The sequence below is a fragment of the Nocardioides maradonensis genome, assembly GCF_054777115.1.
Map to the genome: position 1 here is coordinate 77,142 of NZ_BAAHAZ010000008.1, position 15,541 is coordinate 92,682.

A 15,541-nucleotide genomic window follows, 5' to 3' on the forward strand; every position below is an offset into this window, starting at 1 on the left:
GGTCCGCTCCGCCCGATCGTGTCACAAATTGGCGAATTCTCATGACAAATTCCTGGTACGATCTGTACGTCGGGGTGGGGACAACAGCTCAACGATCGGATCGTCCAGGGAAACAACCCCCAGCGCTCTGGAAGATCCGGTCCGCGGACTCGCGGATTTCACTTCGACGGTCGGGTTACGACCCGGGTAGTGGCCCCTTGCGAGTCGGCGCTTGCAAGGGGCCACAACTCGTTCCGGGCGCGCCCTACACCTCGTCGGTCGCGACGATCGGCTGCGCCTCGACCAGGCCCGAGAACGCCTCCTCGCCCTGGAGCGCTGCGGCCACCGAGGGTGCCGCCAGCCGGACGACCTCGTCGACCGACGCTGACGCGAGCGGCTCGACCTCCAGCACGTAGCGCACCATCGCCAGACCGACCAGCTGCGAGGCGACGAGCTCGGCCTTCATGGCCGACATCGACCGCATCCGGGCCGGCGCCGCCGGGTGCAGCACGACCCGGTTGATCCAGCGGTACAGGCGCGGGCTGTCCTCACCGTGCCGGGTGGCGTTGCGGATCATCCGCAGCATCCGTGCCTGCGTGCGCGGGTGCTCGCACAGCCGCAGGAACCGCCGGACGAGGACGATCGCGAAGTCCTCCGTCGGCTCCAGGCTGTGCACCCGAGCATCGTCGCAGACGCCGCGTCCCGTCACGCGGTGACGAGGGGTGTGACCTGGCCTACCCTCCGGCGCGGTTGATCAGCTGGCGCAGCGAGGTCGGCAGGGGCTGGGCCAGGATCAGGTGCGGGCCGGTCGTGGTGATCCGCGAGGTGACGGCGTAGATCGTGCCGACGTTGGCCGTGCGTCCGCCCGGCAGGATCCAGGGGCCGCCGCTCGCACCCCCGTTCAGACCGCAGGTCATCGAGGAGTCCCCTGACGTCGACACCGACGAGGCGCGGGTCGGGCCGTCGCAGCGCCAGGCCGTCTCGCCGTCGAAGGGGGTGTCGGCGGGCCAGCCCCAGATCCGCACCCCTGGGTGCGTGGTGCCCGCGCCGAGCGCGACCCGGTTGCCTCCCGTGACGTCGACGAGCCGCTTCCCGTTCCGCCGAGCGACGGTGAGGATGGCCTGGTCCTGCTGGAAGCTCTCGTCGGCGGTCCAGCCGGTGGCGACGTACGCGTGCGTGACGACCCACTTGCCCAGCGGTGCCCGGCCGTGGTTGTAGCGCGGCACGTACACCCAGTTCGAGTAGTAGCGCGGCGGGCCGGCCAGCAGGCCGAGACCGAGCAGCCCGCCCTCGGGGTGGGGGCCGGTGTGCGCGCAGTGCCCCGCCGTGAGCACCTGGTTGCGGCTCTTCGTCATGATCGCCGCGGCCGAGCACACGAAGTCCGAACCACCGTCGGAGAAGAACAGCTTGCCCACGGTCTTGGGGGTGTAGACGGTCGGGTCTGCCTGCACCGTGTTCGTGGTCACCGCGGTGGTGCGGCCGCTCGTCCGCGCGGTCGTCGTGGGCGAGTCGACCGGGACGGCGGCCAGCATCCGCGCCGGCGTCCAGTACGCCCGGATCGCCGCGATCCGACCGAGCGGCTGCACCACACCGTCGGCCTGCGCAGGCGTCGGTGGTACGACGACCGACGAGCCGGCCGCCAGCGCGAGTGCTGCGGCCAGACCGGCCACGGTGCGGCGTACGGCGTGCGATGTCGTGTGCATGTGTGGAGCCCCCATAGCAAGGGTTCAACGCGCGACCCGGTCGACAGTGACGGCCGTCTCATCCCGGATCCGGGATCAGTCGGTGGTGCGGTACCGACCCTGGAAGTAGAGCAGCGGCTCGCCCTCGACGCCCTGGGTCAGGTGCTCGACCCGTCCGATGACGACGAAGTGGTCGCCCGCCTCGTGCACGGTGTGGATGGTGCAGTCGAGGTGCGCGAGAGTGCCGGCGATGACCGGCGAGCCCGTCACCTCGGCGGGCGTCCACTCGATGCCGGCGAACTTGTCGGCGCCCTTGGTCGCCATCTGGGCCGACACGTGCTCCTGGTCCGCGGACAGGATGTTCACGCAGAAGCGTCCGGCCCGGTGGATCATCGGCCAGGCCCGGGAGGTCCGGGCCGGGATGAACGTGACCAGCGGGGGCTCGAGCGACACGCTCGAGAACGACTGGCAGGTCATGCCGACCGGTCCGTCGGGGCTCATCGTCGTGATGACCGTGATGCCGGAGGCGAAGCAGCCGAGGACGTCGCGGAAGCTGCGTGCCGCCTCGCGCGCGGCGGGGTCGTCGTGGACGACGACGTCCTCGCCGGGCCGGAACTCGAAGTCGACCTCGGCGTCGCCGAGGAAGTCCCCGATCAGCGAGGGGTGCGGCCAGGTGGCACGGGCGTCAGGGCTCATGCCGTCGGGCAGCTCGTCGGACATGGTCGTCACGGTATCGACTCAGCCGTTCCCGCCGAAGTTGTGTCCCCAGTAGGAGACGGCCGTCGACTCACGGGCGACCCAGCGGTCGTCGTCCACACGCAGGCCCTCGGTGCCGAGCTCGACGTCGAAGCCCCCCGGCGACCTGACGTAGAAGGACACCATCTCGTCGTTCATGTGCCGCCCGAGGGTCGCCGACAGCGGCGCCTTGTGCTTGCGCACGCGCTCGAGCGCGCGACCGACGTCGTCGAGCTCCTCGACCTCGAGCATGATGTGCACGCACTTGCTCGGGTTGGGCATGGGCAGGAACGCCAGCGAGTGGTGCCGCGGGTTGACGCCGAGGAAGCGCAGCCACACCTTGGAGCCCGGCTCCTTGCCGACGAACTCCCCCGGCATGCTCATCGAGTCGCGCAGCCGGAAGCCCAGCACATCGGTGTAGAAGCGCAGCGCCTCCACGTCGTCGAGCACCGGCACCACGATGTGCCCCATGCCCTGGTCGCCGGTGACGAACGTCGCGGCGTACGGCGTGACGACGGGCCGGCTCTCGTAGGTGATGCCGTGGAACAGCTCGAAGACGTTGTCCCACGGGTCGCTGAAGCGGATCAGCTCCTGGACGCGGCGCTCGGCCAGCTCCTCCGGCGTACCCTCCTCGAACGCGACGCCCGCCTTCTGCAGGTGTTCGCGCGCCTCCTGCAGGGCGCGGTGGTCGGCGAGCTCCCAGCCGGTCGCCGCGAGCTCGTCGCGGTCGGACGGGACGACGACCAGGCGGGCGCTGACCTCGTCGATGCGCCAGTACTGGTGCTCCGGGTTCGGGCCGCGGCCCTCGGCCAGGCCGAGGACCTTGCCGGCGAAGGTGGTCCAGGCGTCCAGGTCGGTGCTGTTGACCCGGACGTAGCCCATGGACTTGATGTCGATCGTCATGCGCGCTCCCGGTGGTTGGAGAGGAAGGCCGTGCAGACCTGGGCGAACTCCTCGGCCGCCTCGATCTGGGCCCAGTGGCCGCAGTTCGGGAAGACGTGCAGCTGCGCCTTGGGGATCTGCTTGAGGGCGACCAGGGCACCGTCGAGCGGGTTGACCCGGTCCTCGCGGCCCCAGGTGAGCAGGGTGTGCTTGCGGATCTGGTGGACCTCGCGCCAGAGCATGCCGTCCTCGGCCCACTCCGGGTTCCAGAACGAGGCGCCCATCGAGCGCATCGCCTCCAGCGAGCCCGGCGCCGTGGCGTCGGCGAAGCGCTCCTCGACCAGCTCGTCGGTGACGAGGGCCTGGTTGACGACCATGCTGGAGATGAAGGCGCGCAGCCGCTCGCGGGTGGGGTCCATCGAGAACTCCATGAGCCGCTGGACGCCCTCGGTCGGGTCGGCGTGGAAGAGGTTGAGGCTGAGCCCGCCCGGGCCCATCAGCACCAGCCGGCCGACCCGGTCGGGGTAGGACAGCGCGAACCGCGTCGCCGTACCGCCACCCAGGCTGTTGCCGAGCAGGTGGACCTTCTCGATCTGGAGCTCGTCGAGCAGCTTGACCAGGTAGTCGGCCGAGTGCCGGAAGTAGTTCGCCGTGACCGGTGGCTTGTCGGACTGGCCGAAGCCCGGCTGGTCGACGAGCAGCGTGCGGAAGGTCTGCGCGAACCGCGGCAGGGCGGAGCCGAAGTTGCTCCACGACGAGGCCCCCGGCCCTCCGCCGTGCAGCATCACGAGCGGCAGGCCGCCACCGACCGTCGAACCGCCCTCAGGCCCGGCCTCGTAATAGTTCAGGGTGATGTCGCCGGCCTTGGCCGAGCGGCGGACATCTTCCTTCGCGAGCTGACCTCGGGCCATCAGTACATCCCGGGATCGATCTTGTGGCCGAACTGCTGGGCGCCGTACATCTGCAGCGCGCGCTCGGGGTCGTTGGCGGCGTGGACGCGACCGGCGTGCGAGTCACGCCAGGCGCGCTGCAGGTACGTGCCCTCGGCGAGCGCACGACCGCCGGACGCCTCGAACAGAGCGTCGATGGCCTCGATGGCGCGGGCGGTGCCGAGCACCTGGTCGCGACGCACCCGCAGCCGCAGCTCGAGCGGGATCGCCTCGCCCCGGGCGACGTACGCCTGCTCCTCGCGGATGTTGCTCATCAGCAGCGCCCACGCCGCGTCGATCTCGGAGGAAGCACGCGCGATGCGGACCGCGGCGAACGGGTCGAGCGACGCCTTCTCGCCGAGGTACGCCGCCCGGACCCGCTTCTGCTGCATCTCGACGTGCTCGGCGTACGCACCCCTGGCCATGCCGACGATCGGGGTGGCGATCGTGGTGGTGAAGATCGAGTGGAAAGGCAGCTTGTAGAGGTCGCTGGTGTTGACCGCCTGGCCGGGGCCCTTGCACGCGCCGGTCTCCCCCATCGACAGCGTGAACGCCTCGGGGATGAAGGTCTCCTCGACGACGATGTCGTTGGAGCCGGTGCCGCGCAGTCCGACGACGTTCCAGACGTCCACGACCTGGTACTTCTCGCGCGGGACGAGGAAGGTGCGGAAGTCGATGACCTGGCCCTCCTCGTTGAACACGAGGCCGCCGAGCAGCACCCACGAGCAGTGGTCGCTGCCCGAGGAGAAGCTCCACTTGCCGGACAGCTTGAAGCCGCCCTCGGTCACGACCGCCTTGCCGGTCGGCGCGTAGCTGGAGCTGAGCCGGGTCTTGGTGTCCTCGCCCCAGACCGCCTGCTGCGCCTCGTCGGCGAACAGTGCCACCTGCCACGGGTGGACACCGACCACGCTGGAGACCCAGCCGGTCGAGCCGTCGGCGCCGGCGATGTCGCGGACCGCCGAGTAGAACGCGACCGGGTCCGCCTCGAGGCCGTCGTACCGCTTCGGCTGGAGGAGGCGGAAGAAGCCGGTCTCCTCCAGCTCCTTGATCGACGCGTCCGGGACGACGCGCAGCCGGTCACCCTCGTCGGCACGGTCCCGGAAGGTCGGCAGCAGGTCCCTGACGCCGTCCAGGACGGCCTGTACCTCGGGGGCGAAATCAGTCATGTCGCCAATACTAGAACACGTTCTCGTTTTGCGCGAGAACCGGTTCTATCGTGTCAGCGTGTCGCGCTTAGACCGAGGGCGCCAGCGATGTGGAACGGGACATCGGGCCACAGGCCGGCCCTCGGGCGGACCGATCGGGACCGGTGGGGCTGCACGACACCCTCGGGCTGCCGTTCGGCCCCAGGCGTCACGATTGGTCCGCACCAGGGACGTCAGAAGTCCTGCGGCTGGGTGAAGAAGTGGTGAGGGTCGTAGGTGGCCCGGACCTGGGCGAGGCGGGCGGCGTTGGCGCCGAAGTACGCCGACCGGTAGTCGCGGATCGACGCGTCGGCGTAGTTGACGTAGGCATGGTCGCCCCAGTGCGGCGCCATGGTCGAGCGGAGCCGGTGGACGGCGGCGTCCGCCGTCGTGGGAGTGCCGGGCGGGAAGGTGGCCGTGTACTGGACGGTCGCCAGGGCGGCACGGTGGACGAAGGCGGTGTCGCCCGGCGCCGGCTCCCCCGCCACCCCGCCGAGGGCGTCGATCGAGGCGCCGACCTCCTTGAGGCCGGTGCTGCTGACCGCCTCCACGGCACTCGTCAGGTCGGCGATCCCGGTGGCGTCCAGCGCGTCGTAGGCGACGTGGGAGGTGGCGGCGAACGCCTCGCGCGCGCCGCCCGAGCCGCCGTAGGCGGCCATGGCGTCGCCGAAGCTGCGCACGTGCACGCTGCGGGCCGACGGAGCGGGGAGGTGCCGGAGGAACGGTGCGAGTCGTCCGTCCAGCTGCGTGCTCGCGCCGGTCCACGTGCCGGAGACGAACACCGTCGGCCCCTGCGGGTGGGTGGCGCCGCCGAGCAGCTTGAGCGTCGACCACAGCCGACGGTCGGCGGTCGGAGCCCAGCCCTGCCAGGCGTCGACGACCTCGTCGGCGCGCGCCCAGGGCCAGGCCAGGTAGAAGCTCGTCACGGTCGGGGCGGCCGAGGTCGCGACGTCGAAGGAGGTCACGACCCCGAGGTGGCCGCCTCCCCCGCCGCGCAGCGCCCAGAACAGGTCGGGCTCCACGTCGGCCGACGCGGTACGCCGGTGCCCGTCGGCGGTCACCACGGTCATCGACCGGACCGCGTCGCAGGTCAGCCCGAGCGCACGGGTCAGGACGCCGACTCCCCCGCCGAGGGCCAGGCCTCCGATGCCCACCGTGGCGCAGGAGCCGCCGGGGATCGCCCGGCCTCGGCTCGCGACCTGCGCGTAGCCGTGGGCTAGCGCCGCGCCGGCGCCGATGGTCGCGGTCGTGCCGGCCCAGGTGACCGCCGCCATCGGGCGGACGTCGATGACCAGGGCACGCGGCCGGCCCCCGCCGGACCAACCCGGGTAGCTGTGGCCGCCGGACCGGATCGCGACGGGGATCGCGTGGTCCTGGGCGAAGGTGAGACCGGTGGCCACGTCGCGCGGCGTGCGGGCGGACAGGACCGCGAGCGGCCGTTCGGCGTCGTACCGCGAGTTCTGCAGCAGCCGGACGCGGTCGTACGACGGATCGCCGGGCCGCGCGAGGGTGCCGGTGAGGTGCCGGCGCAGCTGGGCCCAGCGCGGCGGCGCGACCGGGGGTGTCGACAGGCTCGCGCTCGGCCGCGGCGTCGGGCTCCCGCAGGCTGCGAGCGCGCCCATCCCACCCGCAGCCACGACCGCCCGACGGCTCCAGCCGGTCACCGGTCAGCCGTCGGTCGTGCGGATCTCGAGGTCACCGTCGGCGTACTCCTTGCGCAGGACCTTCTTGTCGAACTTGCCCACCGAGGTCCGCGGCACCTGGTCGATGAACGCCCACGCCGAGGGCAGCTGCCACTTCGCGAAGTCCTTGGCCAGGAACGCACGCAGGTCCTCGGGGCTCGCCGTCGCGCCCTCCTTGAGCACGACCGACGCGAGCGGCCGCTCCTGCCACTTCTCGTCCGGGATCGCGACCACCGCCGCCTCGACGACGTCGGGGTGCGCCATCAGCGCGTTCTCCAGGTCCACCGAGGAGATCCACTCGCCGCCGGACTTGATGACGTCCTTGGCGCGATCGGTGAGCGTGATGTAGCCGAGCGGGCTGATCCGGCCGACGTCGCCGGTGCGCAACCACCCGTCGTGGAACTTGCTGTCGACGTCGGGGTCGTCGGACTCGTAGTAGCCGGCCGTGATCCACGGCCCGCGCACCTCGACCTCGCCGACCGCCTCGTCGTCGCTCGGCAGCACGCTGCCGTCGTCGGCGGTGATCCGGCCCTGGACTCCGCACACGAGACGGCCCTGGCCGCCGCGGTACTTCCACTCGTCCTCACCGCTCACCCCGAGAGGTACGCCGGCCGCACTGGCCACCGGCGACGTCTCGGTCATGCCCCAGGCCTGCCGGATCTCCAGCCCGTGCCGCTCCTTCAGGGCCTTCTGCAGCGAGACCGGCACCGCCGATCCGCCGCACAGGATCCGCCGGATGGTGTCGATCCGGATGTCGGGGTGCGCGTCGAGGTAGATGAGGACGTCGTTCCAGATTGTCGGGACGGCACCGGACAACGTCGGCTTCGTCGCCTGGATGAAGCGCACCAGCGGCTCGGCCTGCAGCCAACGGTCGGGCATGCACAGGGACGCGCCGCTCATCAGCGCCGCGTACGGCATGCCCCAGGCATTGGCGTGGAACATCGGCACGATCGGCAGGATCCGGTCCGCCCAGGTGAGGCCGGCGACGTTGCCGGTCGACACGGCCTGCGAGTGCAGCCAGGCCGAGCGGTGGCTGTAGACGACACCCTTCGGGTTGCCGGTCGTGCCGCTCGTGTAGCACATCGCGGCGGCGTCGCGCTCGTCCACGTCGGGCCAGGCGAAGTCCTCGTCCTGGGCGGCCAGGACCTCGTCGTACAGGTGCACCTGCTTGCCGGAGGCCCGCAGCGCGTCGAGGTCGGCCGAGGCGGCGTCGGGGCCGGCGACCAGCACGTGCTCGACCGTGGTCAGGTGCGGCAGCTGCGCGGCGAGCAGCCCGACCAGCGAGTCGTCCACGATGACGACCTTGTCCTCGGCGTGGTTGGCGACGTACACGAGCTGCTCGGGGAACAGCCGGATGTTCAGCGTGTGCAGCACCGCGCCCATCGACGGGATGGCGAGGTACGCCGCCAGGTGCTCGGCGTTGTTCCACTGGAACGTGGCGACCCGCTGGTCACCGGTGATGCCGAGGCTCCGCAGGCCGTTGGCGAGGCGGCCGACCTGGCCGCGGAGCTCGGCGTACGACTGGCTGCGGGTGCCGTCGGCGGTGGCGGTGACGACCTCGGAGTCCCGGTGGAAGCCGGTGCCGTGCTCGAGGATCGAGCCGATGGTGAGCTGGGCGTCCTGCATCGTGCTGCGCATGGGGCCGATCCTCCCGCGTGGCGCGCGTCACGTCGAGGGACTCGCCGGGGCGGCGGTGTCGGCAGGCCGGGACGAGCCCTCGTCCCCTCACTCACATGTGAGTGAACGAGATTCACTCACATGTGAGTGAGGTGCGGAAGACATCTCCCTCGACCGCGCCTCGGAGCGGGCGTCACGACGACGGGTTCGCGGGTGCGGTGGCCGCGACCTCCGCCTCGGACCGCAGGATGCAGAACTCGTTGCCCTCGGGGTCGGCGAGGACGACCCAGCCGGTGCCGGGGCCGTACTTGCCGCGGTGGTCCTCGACCTGGGTCGCACCCTGCGCGAGCGCCCACGCCACCTCGTCGTCGCGCGTCCGCTCGCGCGGCCGCAGGTCGAAGTGGACGCGGTTCTTGACCACCTTCTCGTCCGGCACCTCGATGAACAGCACCTGCGGCCCGACACCCTCCGGGTCGACGATCATGCACTCCTCGTGCCCGGGCAGGTTGGGGTCATCCGGGAGGTCGACGTACCCCAGCAGCGGCTTCCACCACTCGGAGAGCTCGTAGGCGTTGTGGCAGTCGACGGTGGTGTGCGAGATGAACGAGGCCATGCCCCTACTCTCACACGCCACTCACACGCCGGCGGGCTGCTCCTGCGCCGCTTTGAGCATCAGCGCGATGTCGATGAGCTGGTCCTCCTGGCCGCCGATCAGCTTGCGCTTGCCGGCCTCGAGCAGGATCTCCGCGCCCGAGACGCCGAACCGCTCGGCCGCGTTGCCGGCGTGCTTGAGGAAGGACGAGTAGACGCCGGCGTACCCCATCATCAGGGTCATCCGGTCGAGCTGGCACTCCTCGGGCATGGCCGGCTTGATGACGTCCTCGGAGGCGTCGACGATCTTCAGGAAGTCGACGCCGGTGGTCCAGCCGAGCTTGTCGCAGACGCCGACGAAGGCCTCGAGCGGGGTGTTGCCGGCGCCGGCACCGAACCGGCGGACCGAGCCGTCGATCTGGGTCGCGCCGGCACGGGCCGCGATGACGGTGTTGGCGACGCCGAGGCCGAGGTTCTCGTGGCCGTGGAAGCCGACGTCGGCGTCGCGGCCGATCTCGGCGACGAGCGCCCCGACGCGGTCGGCGGTCTGCTCCATGATCAGCGCGCCGGCCGAGTCGACGACGTACACGCACTGGCAGCCGGCGTCGACCATGATCCGCGCCTGCTTGGCCAGGACCTCCGGCGGCTGGGTGTGGCTCATCATCAGGAAGCCGACGGTCTCCAGGCCGAGTTCGCGGGCCAGCCCGAAGTGCTGGATCGAGACGTCGGCCTCGGTGCAGTGGGTGGCGACGCGGCAGATCTGGCCGCCGTTGTCCTGGGCCGCGCGGATGTCGTCCTTGGTGCCGAGGCCCGGCAGCATCAGGAAGGCGATCTTGGCGCGCTGCGCGGTCTCGGCGGCGATCCTGATGAGCTCCTGCTCCGGGGTGCGGGAGAAGCCGTAGTTGAAGGACGACCCTCCGAGGCCGTCGCCATGCGTCACCTCGATGACGGGGACGCCGGACTCGTCGAGAGCGCGCACGATGTCCTCGACCTCCTGGCCGGTGAACTGGTGCCTCTTGTGGTGCGAGCCGTCGCGCAGGCAGGTGTCGGTGAGGCGCAGGTCGAGCGTGCCGAACGGCTCGTCGCCGTGGATGCCGGACCAGGTGCGGGCGAGGTCGTTGATGCTCATGTCAGTTGCTCCCCAGGATCGAGCGGGCGATGTTCTGGCCGACCTGCGTCGCGGCGGCCGTCATGATGTCGAGGTTGCCGGCGTACGGCGGCAGGAAGTCGCCCGCGCCCTCGACCTCGACGAAGATCGAGACCCGGCGCATGCCCCGGGTGAAGTCGGACGGGCCGTCGAACTGCGGCTCCTGGAGCAGCCGGTAGCCCGGGACGTACTCCTGGACGGCCTTCTCCATGCGGTGCACGGACTCGGCGATCGCGTCGGTGTCGGCGTCCGGGTCGACCGCGCAGAAGATCGTGTCCCGCATGATCATCGGCGGCTCGGCCGGGTTGAGGATGATGATCGCCTTGCCCTTCTCGGCGCAACCGATCGACTCCACGCCGGCCGAGGTGGTCCGGGTGAACTCGTCGATGTTGGCGCGCGTGCCGGGGCCGGCCGAGGCCGACGAGACGGAGGCGACGATCTCGGCGTAGTTGACCGGGGTGACCCGCGAGACGGCGTTGACCATCGGGATGGTGGCCTGGCCGCCACAGGTGATCATGTTGACGTTGAGGGCGTCGACGTGGGCCTCGCCGTTGACCGGCGGGATCACCGCCGGACCGACCGCGGCCGGAGTCAGGTCGACGGCGCGGATGCCGGCCTCGGCGTACCGAGGGGCGTACTCGCGGTGCACGTAGGCCGACGTGGCCTCGAAGAGCAGGTCGGGCAGCTCGTCCTGCTTGAGCAGCCAGTCGACGCCCTCGTGGCTGGACACCAGGCCCTTGTCGGCCGCGATGCGCAGGCCCTCCGACGCCGGGTCGACGCCGATCATCCAGCGCGGCTCGATCACGTCGGACCGGAGCAGCTTGTAGAGCAGGTCGGTGCCGATGTTGCCGGGCCCGACGATCGCTGCGGTGAGCTTCCCTCCGCTCCTTCTTTCGGTCCCTGAGCTTGTCGAAGGGGTCGCAACCATGTTCACTCCTCGAAGGTGACGGTCAGGGGCGCGAAGCCGCTGATGGACGCCGTGACGCGGTCCCCCGCGGCGAACGGCACGAACGGGCCCAGGGCCCCGGACAGGATCAGGTGGCCGGCCCGCAGCGGGTCGCCGAACCGGCAGGCCTGCACGGCCAGCCAGCGCAGCGCCTCGAGCGGGTCGCCGAGGCACGCAGCGCCGTTGCCGCTGGAGCGCACCTCGTCGTTGATGGTGAGCTCCATCTCGACGCCGCGCGGCTCGAGCTCGTCGAGCGTGCGGCCGTCGGTGCCGATGACGAACAGGCCGCTGGAGGCGTTGTCGGAGACCGTGTCGGTGAAAGTGATGTCCCAGCTCTCGATCCGGGAGTCGACGATCTCCAACGCCGGCAGCGCGACCTCGACCGCCGAGCGGACCAGGTCGAGGGTGATCTCCTCCTCGGTGGCCGGCGCGATGTCCGCGCCGAGCCGGAACGCGACCTCGGCCTCCACGCGCGGCTGCACCAGCGTGCGCATCGAGATCGGCTCGCCGTGGACGCCGTGGGAGACGTCCATGTCGTCGAGCAGGTAGCCGAAGTCCGGCTGGTCGACACCGAGCTGGTCCTGGACCGCCTTCGACGTGGCACCGATCTTGCGGCCCACCACGGCTGCCCCGTCGGCGATCCGCGCCTGCACCAGACCCTGCTGCACGGCGTACGCCGCCGGGAGGTCGTCGGTGCCGATCAGGTCGCGCACCGCGGCGCACGGCGTACGCGTCGCCTGGGCAACGGCCAGCCGCTCGACGGCGGCAGAGATCACGTCGGGAGAGGTCACGCGACCCATACTAGAACCTGTTACAGTTTTTCGCATGAAGGACTCCTACGACGTCGTGGTGGTCGGCGCCGGCGGCGCCGGCATGTCGGCCGCGCTCGCCGCCGCCCGCAAGGGCCTCGACACCGTGCTGGTCGAGAAGAGCCCGTACTTCGGCGGCTCCACCGCGCGCTCGGGCGGCGGGGTGTGGATCCCCGGCAACTACGCCCTGGAGGCGGCGGGCCAGGTCGATCCCGACGACCGGGAGGCCGCGAAGACCTACCTCGATGCGATCGTCGGCGACACCGTCCCGAAGGTCCGCCGCGACACCTATCTCGACCGCGGGCCCGAGGTGCTGGAGTTCATCCGCGACAACACCCCGGTCACCTTCACCTGGGTGCCGGAGTACGCCGACTACCTGCCCGAGCAGCCCGGCGGCCGTCCCCGCGGGCGCAGCGTCGAGCCGGTGCCGCTGGACGCGCGGTTCCTCGGCGAGGAGCTGGAGCGGCTGCACCCGCCGTACACGAAGGCGCCGGCGAACCTCATCGTGACCCAGGCCGACTTCCGCAAGATCAGCCTCGGGCTGCGCACCCTGCGCGGCCCGCTCACGATGGTCAAGGTGATGCTCAAGCGCCTACTCGCCATCGCGACCGGCAAGAAGATGTACGCGATGGGCAACGCCATCGCGATCGGCCTGCGCCAGGGGCTGCGCGACGCGGGCGTCCCGGTCGAGTACGAGACCGCGCTCCTGGACCTGCTCGTCGAGGACGGCCGCGTCCTCGGTGTCGTCGTGGAGCAGGGCGGGGAGCGACGTGAGGTCCGCGCGACGCGCGGCGTCATCCTCGGCTCGGGCGGCTTCGAGCACAGCCAGGAGCTGCGCGAGAAGTTCCTCCCCCCACCGACCTCGACCACCTGGTCCACCGGCGCGGCGTCGAACACCGGCGGCGGCCTGCTCGCCGGCACCGCCGCGGGCGCGGCCACCGACCTGATGGACGACGCCTGGTGGGGCCCGACGATCCCGCTCCCGGGCCGCGCCTGGTTCTGCCTCGCCGAGCGCAACCTGCCCGGCTCCATCATCGTGAACTCGGCAGGCAAGCGGTACATGAACGAGGCGCTGCCGTACGTCGAGGCCACGCACGAGATCTACAAGGGCGAGGCGACCGGGGTCGGCCACGTGCCGTCGTACATGGTCTTCGACCAGACCTACCGCAACCGCTACCTCTTCGCCGGCGTCGCCGGGCGGCAGCCCTTCCCGGGACGTTGGTACAAGGAGGGCGTGGTCGTCCGCGCCGACTCCCTCGAGGAGCTCGCGGCGAAGGTCGGGGTGCCGGCCGAGAACCTCACCGCCACTGTCGAGCGGTTCAACGGCTTCGCACGCGCGGGTGTCGACGAGGACTTCCACCGCGGGGAGAGCGCCTACGACAAGTACTACTCCGACCCCACCGTCAAGCCGAACTGCTCGCTCGCGCCGATCGAGAAGGGCCCGTTCTACGCGGTCAAGATCGTGCCCGGCGACCTCGGCACCAAGGGCGGGCTCGTCACCGACGAGAAGGCCCGCGTCCTCCGCGAGGACGGCGCCGTGATCCCCGGCCTGTACGCCGCCGGCAACGTCTCGTCGGCCGTCATGGGCAACACCTACCCCGGCCCGGGCGGGACCATCGGCCCCGCCCTCGTGTTCGGCTACCTCGCAGCGGAGGACATCGCCGATGCCCATTGATCCCTCGATCGCCATCGGCGCCGACCTCGGCGCGCGGTCCTTCTCGTGGTCGGACAGCGACGTGCTGCTCTACCACCTCGGCATCGGCGCCGGCGCGCGTCCGGGCGACAACCTGTCCCCCGCCGCCCTCCGCTACACGCTCGACGACGCGTCGCTCCAGGTGCTGCCGTCCTTCGGCGTCGTGGCCCCGACCTTCCACGAGACCGACCCGCCGCCGCTGGACCTGCCCGGCTGCGACATCAACCTGGCCCAGGTCGTGCACGGCTCGCAGTCGATCGCGGTCAGCGGCCCGATCCCGACAGCAGGCTCCGCGACGATCCGCACCACGATCACCGACATCTGGGACAAGACCAAGGCGGCGGTGATCTGGCAGGAGGGCGTCGCGACGTCGGACGACACCGGCGAGCAGCTGTGGCGCGTCCGCTCCTCGATCTTCGTCAAGGGCGAGGGTGGCTGGGGCGGCGACCGCGGCACCAGCACCGCGGTCGAGCTCCCGGAGCGGCCGGCCGACCTCACCACGTCGTACGCCGTGACGCCGCAGCAGGCGCTGCTCTACCGCCTCTGCGGCGACCGCAACCCGCTGCACGCCGACCCGGCCTTCGCGAAGGGCGCGGGCTTCCCCGCCCCGATCCTGCACGGGCTGTGCACCTGGGGCATCGTGCTGCGCGAGCTCACCGACGGGCTGCTCGACGGAGACGCGTCGCGGGTCGCCGGCTGGGGCGCCCGGTTCGCCGGCGTCGTCTTCCCGGGCGAGACCCTGACGGTGAACGCCTGGGAGACCGACGCGGGCATCGTGGCCGCGGCGACCGTCGGCGAGGACGCCCGGCCCGCGCTGGCCGACTGCCTGCTCACCGCCCGCTGACGCGACCGGCTGCAGATTTCCCAAGGGATGCAGCGAACTCTGCGCTCCCCTGGCCATGCAACGCATGGGAGGTGCAGGCTTTCCTACATCCCTTGGGAAATCTGCAGACCTCCACGAAAGGCAGCCCCATGCCCACTCGCACCGCACGCACCGCCTGGAACGGCGGACTCCAGGACGGCTCCGGCCAGGTCGAGCTGACCTCCTCCGGCGCCGGCACGTTCGACGTCGACTTCCCGCGGCGCGCGGCTGACGACGCGCAGGGCACCACGAGCCCCGAGGAGCTCATCGCCGCCGCCCACTCGGCCTGCTACGCGATGTCGCTGTCCAACGAGATCGCGAAGGCCGGCGGCACGCCCCAGGCACTCGACGTCTCCGTCGACGTCACGCTCGGTCAGGCCGACGGTGCGCCCACCATCACCACCATCACGATCACCGTCCGCGGCGAGGTCGAAGGTCTCGACGAGGCGGGCTTCGCCGCCGCAGCGGCAGCGGCCAAGGCCGGCTGCCCGGTCAGCCGCGCCCTCGCGGGCGTCGGCGAGATCAGCCTGGACGCTGCTCTCGAGACGGCGTAGCGCCGTCGGCGGGGCTGCGCCCGACCACGATCGGCCGCAGCCTCGCCCAGGCCAGGAACACCACCGACACCACGACCAGCGCGCCACCGGCCCACAGGTCGGCGTGCAGCTGACCGGTGAGCGCCGGCGCCTGGTGGCTCACCAGGCCGGTGACCACGAGGATGATCCCGTAGACGCCGAGCAGCACGCCGATCACGTTGCGGATGTCGAAGGCGCCGGCGGTGTGCGGGCTCGTGTCGTCACTCATCT

General features: G+C 71.2%; 16 protein-coding genes. 3 read left to right on the top strand and 13 right to left on the bottom strand.

From position 1 onward, the window contains the following. Nucleotides 1–244: 244 nt before the first annotated feature. The 12 genes from ACYVAQ_RS11150 to ACYVAQ_RS11205 form a co-directional block, all read right to left on the bottom strand. A complete protein-coding gene (locus ACYVAQ_RS11150; protein WP_460789364.1) occupies nt 245–655 on the bottom strand; it encodes a TetR/AcrR family transcriptional regulator in 411 nt (136 codons plus the stop codon). Between the two features lie 58 nt (nt 656–713). Continuing rightward, complete coding sequence (locus ACYVAQ_RS11155; protein ID WP_460789367.1) at nt 714–1,682, bottom strand: trypsin-like serine peptidase; 969 nt, start codon at nt 1,680–1,682, stop codon at nt 714–716. 75 nt (nt 1,683–1,757) lie between these two features. Further along, a complete protein-coding gene (locus tag ACYVAQ_RS11160; RefSeq protein WP_460789370.1) occupies nt 1,758–2,381 on the bottom strand; it encodes a flavin reductase family protein in 624 nt (207 codons plus the stop codon). An 18-nt stretch (nt 2,382–2,399) separates the two neighbouring features. Continuing rightward, nucleotides 2,400–3,299, bottom strand: a complete 900-nt coding sequence (hsaC, locus tag ACYVAQ_RS11165; protein WP_460789372.1) for an iron-dependent extradiol dioxygenase HsaC — start codon at nt 3,297–3,299, stop codon at nt 2,400–2,402. Beyond that, nucleotides 3,296–4,189: a 4,5:9,10-diseco-3-hydroxy-5,9,17-trioxoandrosta-1(10),2-diene-4-oate hydrolase gene (hsaD, locus tag ACYVAQ_RS11170; protein ID WP_460789374.1), complete on the bottom strand. Its 894-nt coding sequence runs from the start codon at nt 4,187–4,189 to the stop codon at nt 3,296–3,298. Before hsaD ends, hsaC begins: the two co-directional genes overlap by 4 nt. After that, nucleotides 4,189–5,373, bottom strand: coding sequence for a 3-hydroxy-9,10-secoandrosta-1,3,5(10)-triene-9,17-dione monooxygenase oxygenase subunit (gene hsaA / locus ACYVAQ_RS11175; RefSeq protein ID WP_460789376.1), 1,185 nt, complete (start codon nt 5,371–5,373; stop codon nt 4,189–4,191). Before hsaA ends, hsaD begins: the two co-directional genes overlap by 1 nt. A 212-nt stretch (nt 5,374–5,585) precedes the next feature. Continuing rightward, nucleotides 5,586–7,055 (bottom strand): FAD-binding oxidoreductase, encoded by a 1,470-nt coding sequence (locus ACYVAQ_RS11180; protein ID WP_460789378.1) that lies wholly within the window; start codon nt 7,053–7,055, stop codon nt 5,586–5,588. 3 nt (nt 7,056–7,058) lie between these two features. Continuing rightward, complete coding sequence (locus ACYVAQ_RS11185) at nt 7,059–8,711, bottom strand: long-chain fatty acid--CoA ligase (protein ID WP_460789381.1); 1,653 nt, start codon at nt 8,709–8,711, stop codon at nt 7,059–7,061. Between the two features lie 172 nt (nt 8,712–8,883). Beyond that, nucleotides 8,884–9,303 carry a VOC family protein gene (locus ACYVAQ_RS11190; protein WP_460789383.1) on the bottom strand — a complete coding sequence of 140 codons (420 nt, stop codon included), beginning with the start codon at nt 9,301–9,303 and terminating at the stop codon, nt 8,884–8,886. 21 nt (nt 9,304–9,324) lie between these two features. Continuing rightward, the gene (gene dmpG, locus ACYVAQ_RS11195; protein WP_460789385.1) at nt 9,325–10,410 is read right to left on the bottom strand and encodes a 4-hydroxy-2-oxovalerate aldolase; all 1,086 of its coding nucleotides are present in this window, start codon (nt 10,408–10,410) and stop codon (nt 9,325–9,327) included. A 1-nt stretch (nt 10,411) separates the two neighbouring features. Continuing rightward, nucleotides 10,412–11,356 (bottom strand): acetaldehyde dehydrogenase (acetylating), encoded by a 945-nt coding sequence (locus tag ACYVAQ_RS11200; RefSeq protein ID WP_460789389.1) that lies wholly within the window; start codon nt 11,354–11,356, stop codon nt 10,412–10,414. A gap of 2 nt (nt 11,357–11,358) precedes the next feature. After that, nucleotides 11,359–12,174, bottom strand: coding sequence for a 2-keto-4-pentenoate hydratase (locus ACYVAQ_RS11205; RefSeq protein ID WP_460789391.1), 816 nt, complete (start codon nt 12,172–12,174; stop codon nt 11,359–11,361). Between the two features lie 25 nt (nt 12,175–12,199). Here ACYVAQ_RS11205 and kstD point away from each other — a divergent pair, with 25 nt between their 5' ends. From kstD to ACYVAQ_RS11220, 3 genes are all read left to right on the top strand, one after another. Next, nucleotides 12,200–13,858 carry a 3-oxosteroid 1-dehydrogenase gene (kstD, locus tag ACYVAQ_RS11210; RefSeq protein WP_460789394.1) on the top strand — a complete coding sequence of 553 codons (1,659 nt, stop codon included), beginning with the start codon at nt 12,200–12,202 and terminating at the stop codon, nt 13,856–13,858. Next, on the top strand, nt 13,848–14,720 hold the full coding sequence (locus ACYVAQ_RS11215; RefSeq protein WP_460789397.1) for a MaoC/PaaZ C-terminal domain-containing protein: 873 nt from the start codon (nt 13,848–13,850) through the stop codon (nt 14,718–14,720). Before kstD ends, ACYVAQ_RS11215 begins: the two co-directional genes overlap by 11 nt. 128 nt (nt 14,721–14,848) lie before the next feature. Then, nucleotides 14,849–15,292 (top strand): OsmC family peroxiredoxin, encoded by a 444-nt coding sequence (locus ACYVAQ_RS11220; protein WP_460789401.1) that lies wholly within the window; start codon nt 14,849–14,851, stop codon nt 15,290–15,292. Here the strand turns inward: ACYVAQ_RS11220 and ACYVAQ_RS11225 are convergent. After that, nucleotides 15,261–15,539 carry a hypothetical protein gene (locus ACYVAQ_RS11225; protein ID WP_460789404.1) on the bottom strand — a complete coding sequence of 93 codons (279 nt, stop codon included), beginning with the start codon at nt 15,537–15,539 and terminating at the stop codon, nt 15,261–15,263. The two genes, ACYVAQ_RS11220 and ACYVAQ_RS11225, sit on opposite strands and share 32 nt — an antisense overlap. Nucleotides 15,540–15,541: the final 2 nt, after the last annotated feature.

Coding starts and splice junctions, on each gene's coding strand:
- ACYVAQ_RS11155 (WP_460789367.1), bottom strand. CDS start 1,682: ATGCACACGACATCGCACGCCGTACGCCGCACCGTGGCCGGTCTGGCC.
- ACYVAQ_RS11160 (WP_460789370.1), bottom strand. CDS start 2,381: ATGTCCGACGAGCTGCCCGACGGCATGAGCCCTGACGCCCGTGCCACC.
- hsaC (WP_460789372.1), bottom strand. CDS start 3,299: ATGACGATCGACATCAAGTCCATGGGCTACGTCCGGGTCAACAGCACC.
- hsaD (WP_460789374.1), bottom strand. CDS start 4,189: ATGGCCCGAGGTCAGCTCGCGAAGGAAGATGTCCGCCGCTCGGCCAAG.
- hsaA (WP_460789376.1), bottom strand. CDS start 5,373: ATGACTGATTTCGCCCCCGAGGTACAGGCCGTCCTGGACGGCGTCAGG.
- ACYVAQ_RS11185 (WP_460789381.1), bottom strand. CDS start 8,711: ATGCGCAGCACGATGCAGGACGCCCAGCTCACCATCGGCTCGATCCTC.
- ACYVAQ_RS11190 (WP_460789383.1), bottom strand. CDS start 9,303: ATGGCCTCGTTCATCTCGCACACCACCGTCGACTGCCACAACGCCTAC.
- dmpG (WP_460789385.1), bottom strand. CDS start 10,410: ATGAGCATCAACGACCTCGCCCGCACCTGGTCCGGCATCCACGGCGAC.
- ACYVAQ_RS11200 (WP_460789389.1), bottom strand. CDS start 11,356: ATGGTTGCGACCCCTTCGACAAGCTCAGGGACCGAAAGAAGGAGCGGA.
- ACYVAQ_RS11205 (WP_460789391.1), bottom strand. CDS start 12,174: ATGGGTCGCGTGACCTCTCCCGACGTGATCTCTGCCGCCGTCGAGCGG.
- kstD (WP_460789394.1), top strand. CDS start 12,200: ATGAAGGACTCCTACGACGTCGTGGTGGTCGGCGCCGGCGGCGCCGGC.
- ACYVAQ_RS11215 (WP_460789397.1), top strand. CDS start 13,848: ATGCCCATTGATCCCTCGATCGCCATCGGCGCCGACCTCGGCGCGCGG.
- ACYVAQ_RS11220 (WP_460789401.1), top strand. CDS start 14,849: ATGCCCACTCGCACCGCACGCACCGCCTGGAACGGCGGACTCCAGGAC.
- ACYVAQ_RS11225 (WP_460789404.1), bottom strand. CDS start 15,539: ATGAGTGACGACACGAGCCCGCACACCGCCGGCGCCTTCGACATCCGC.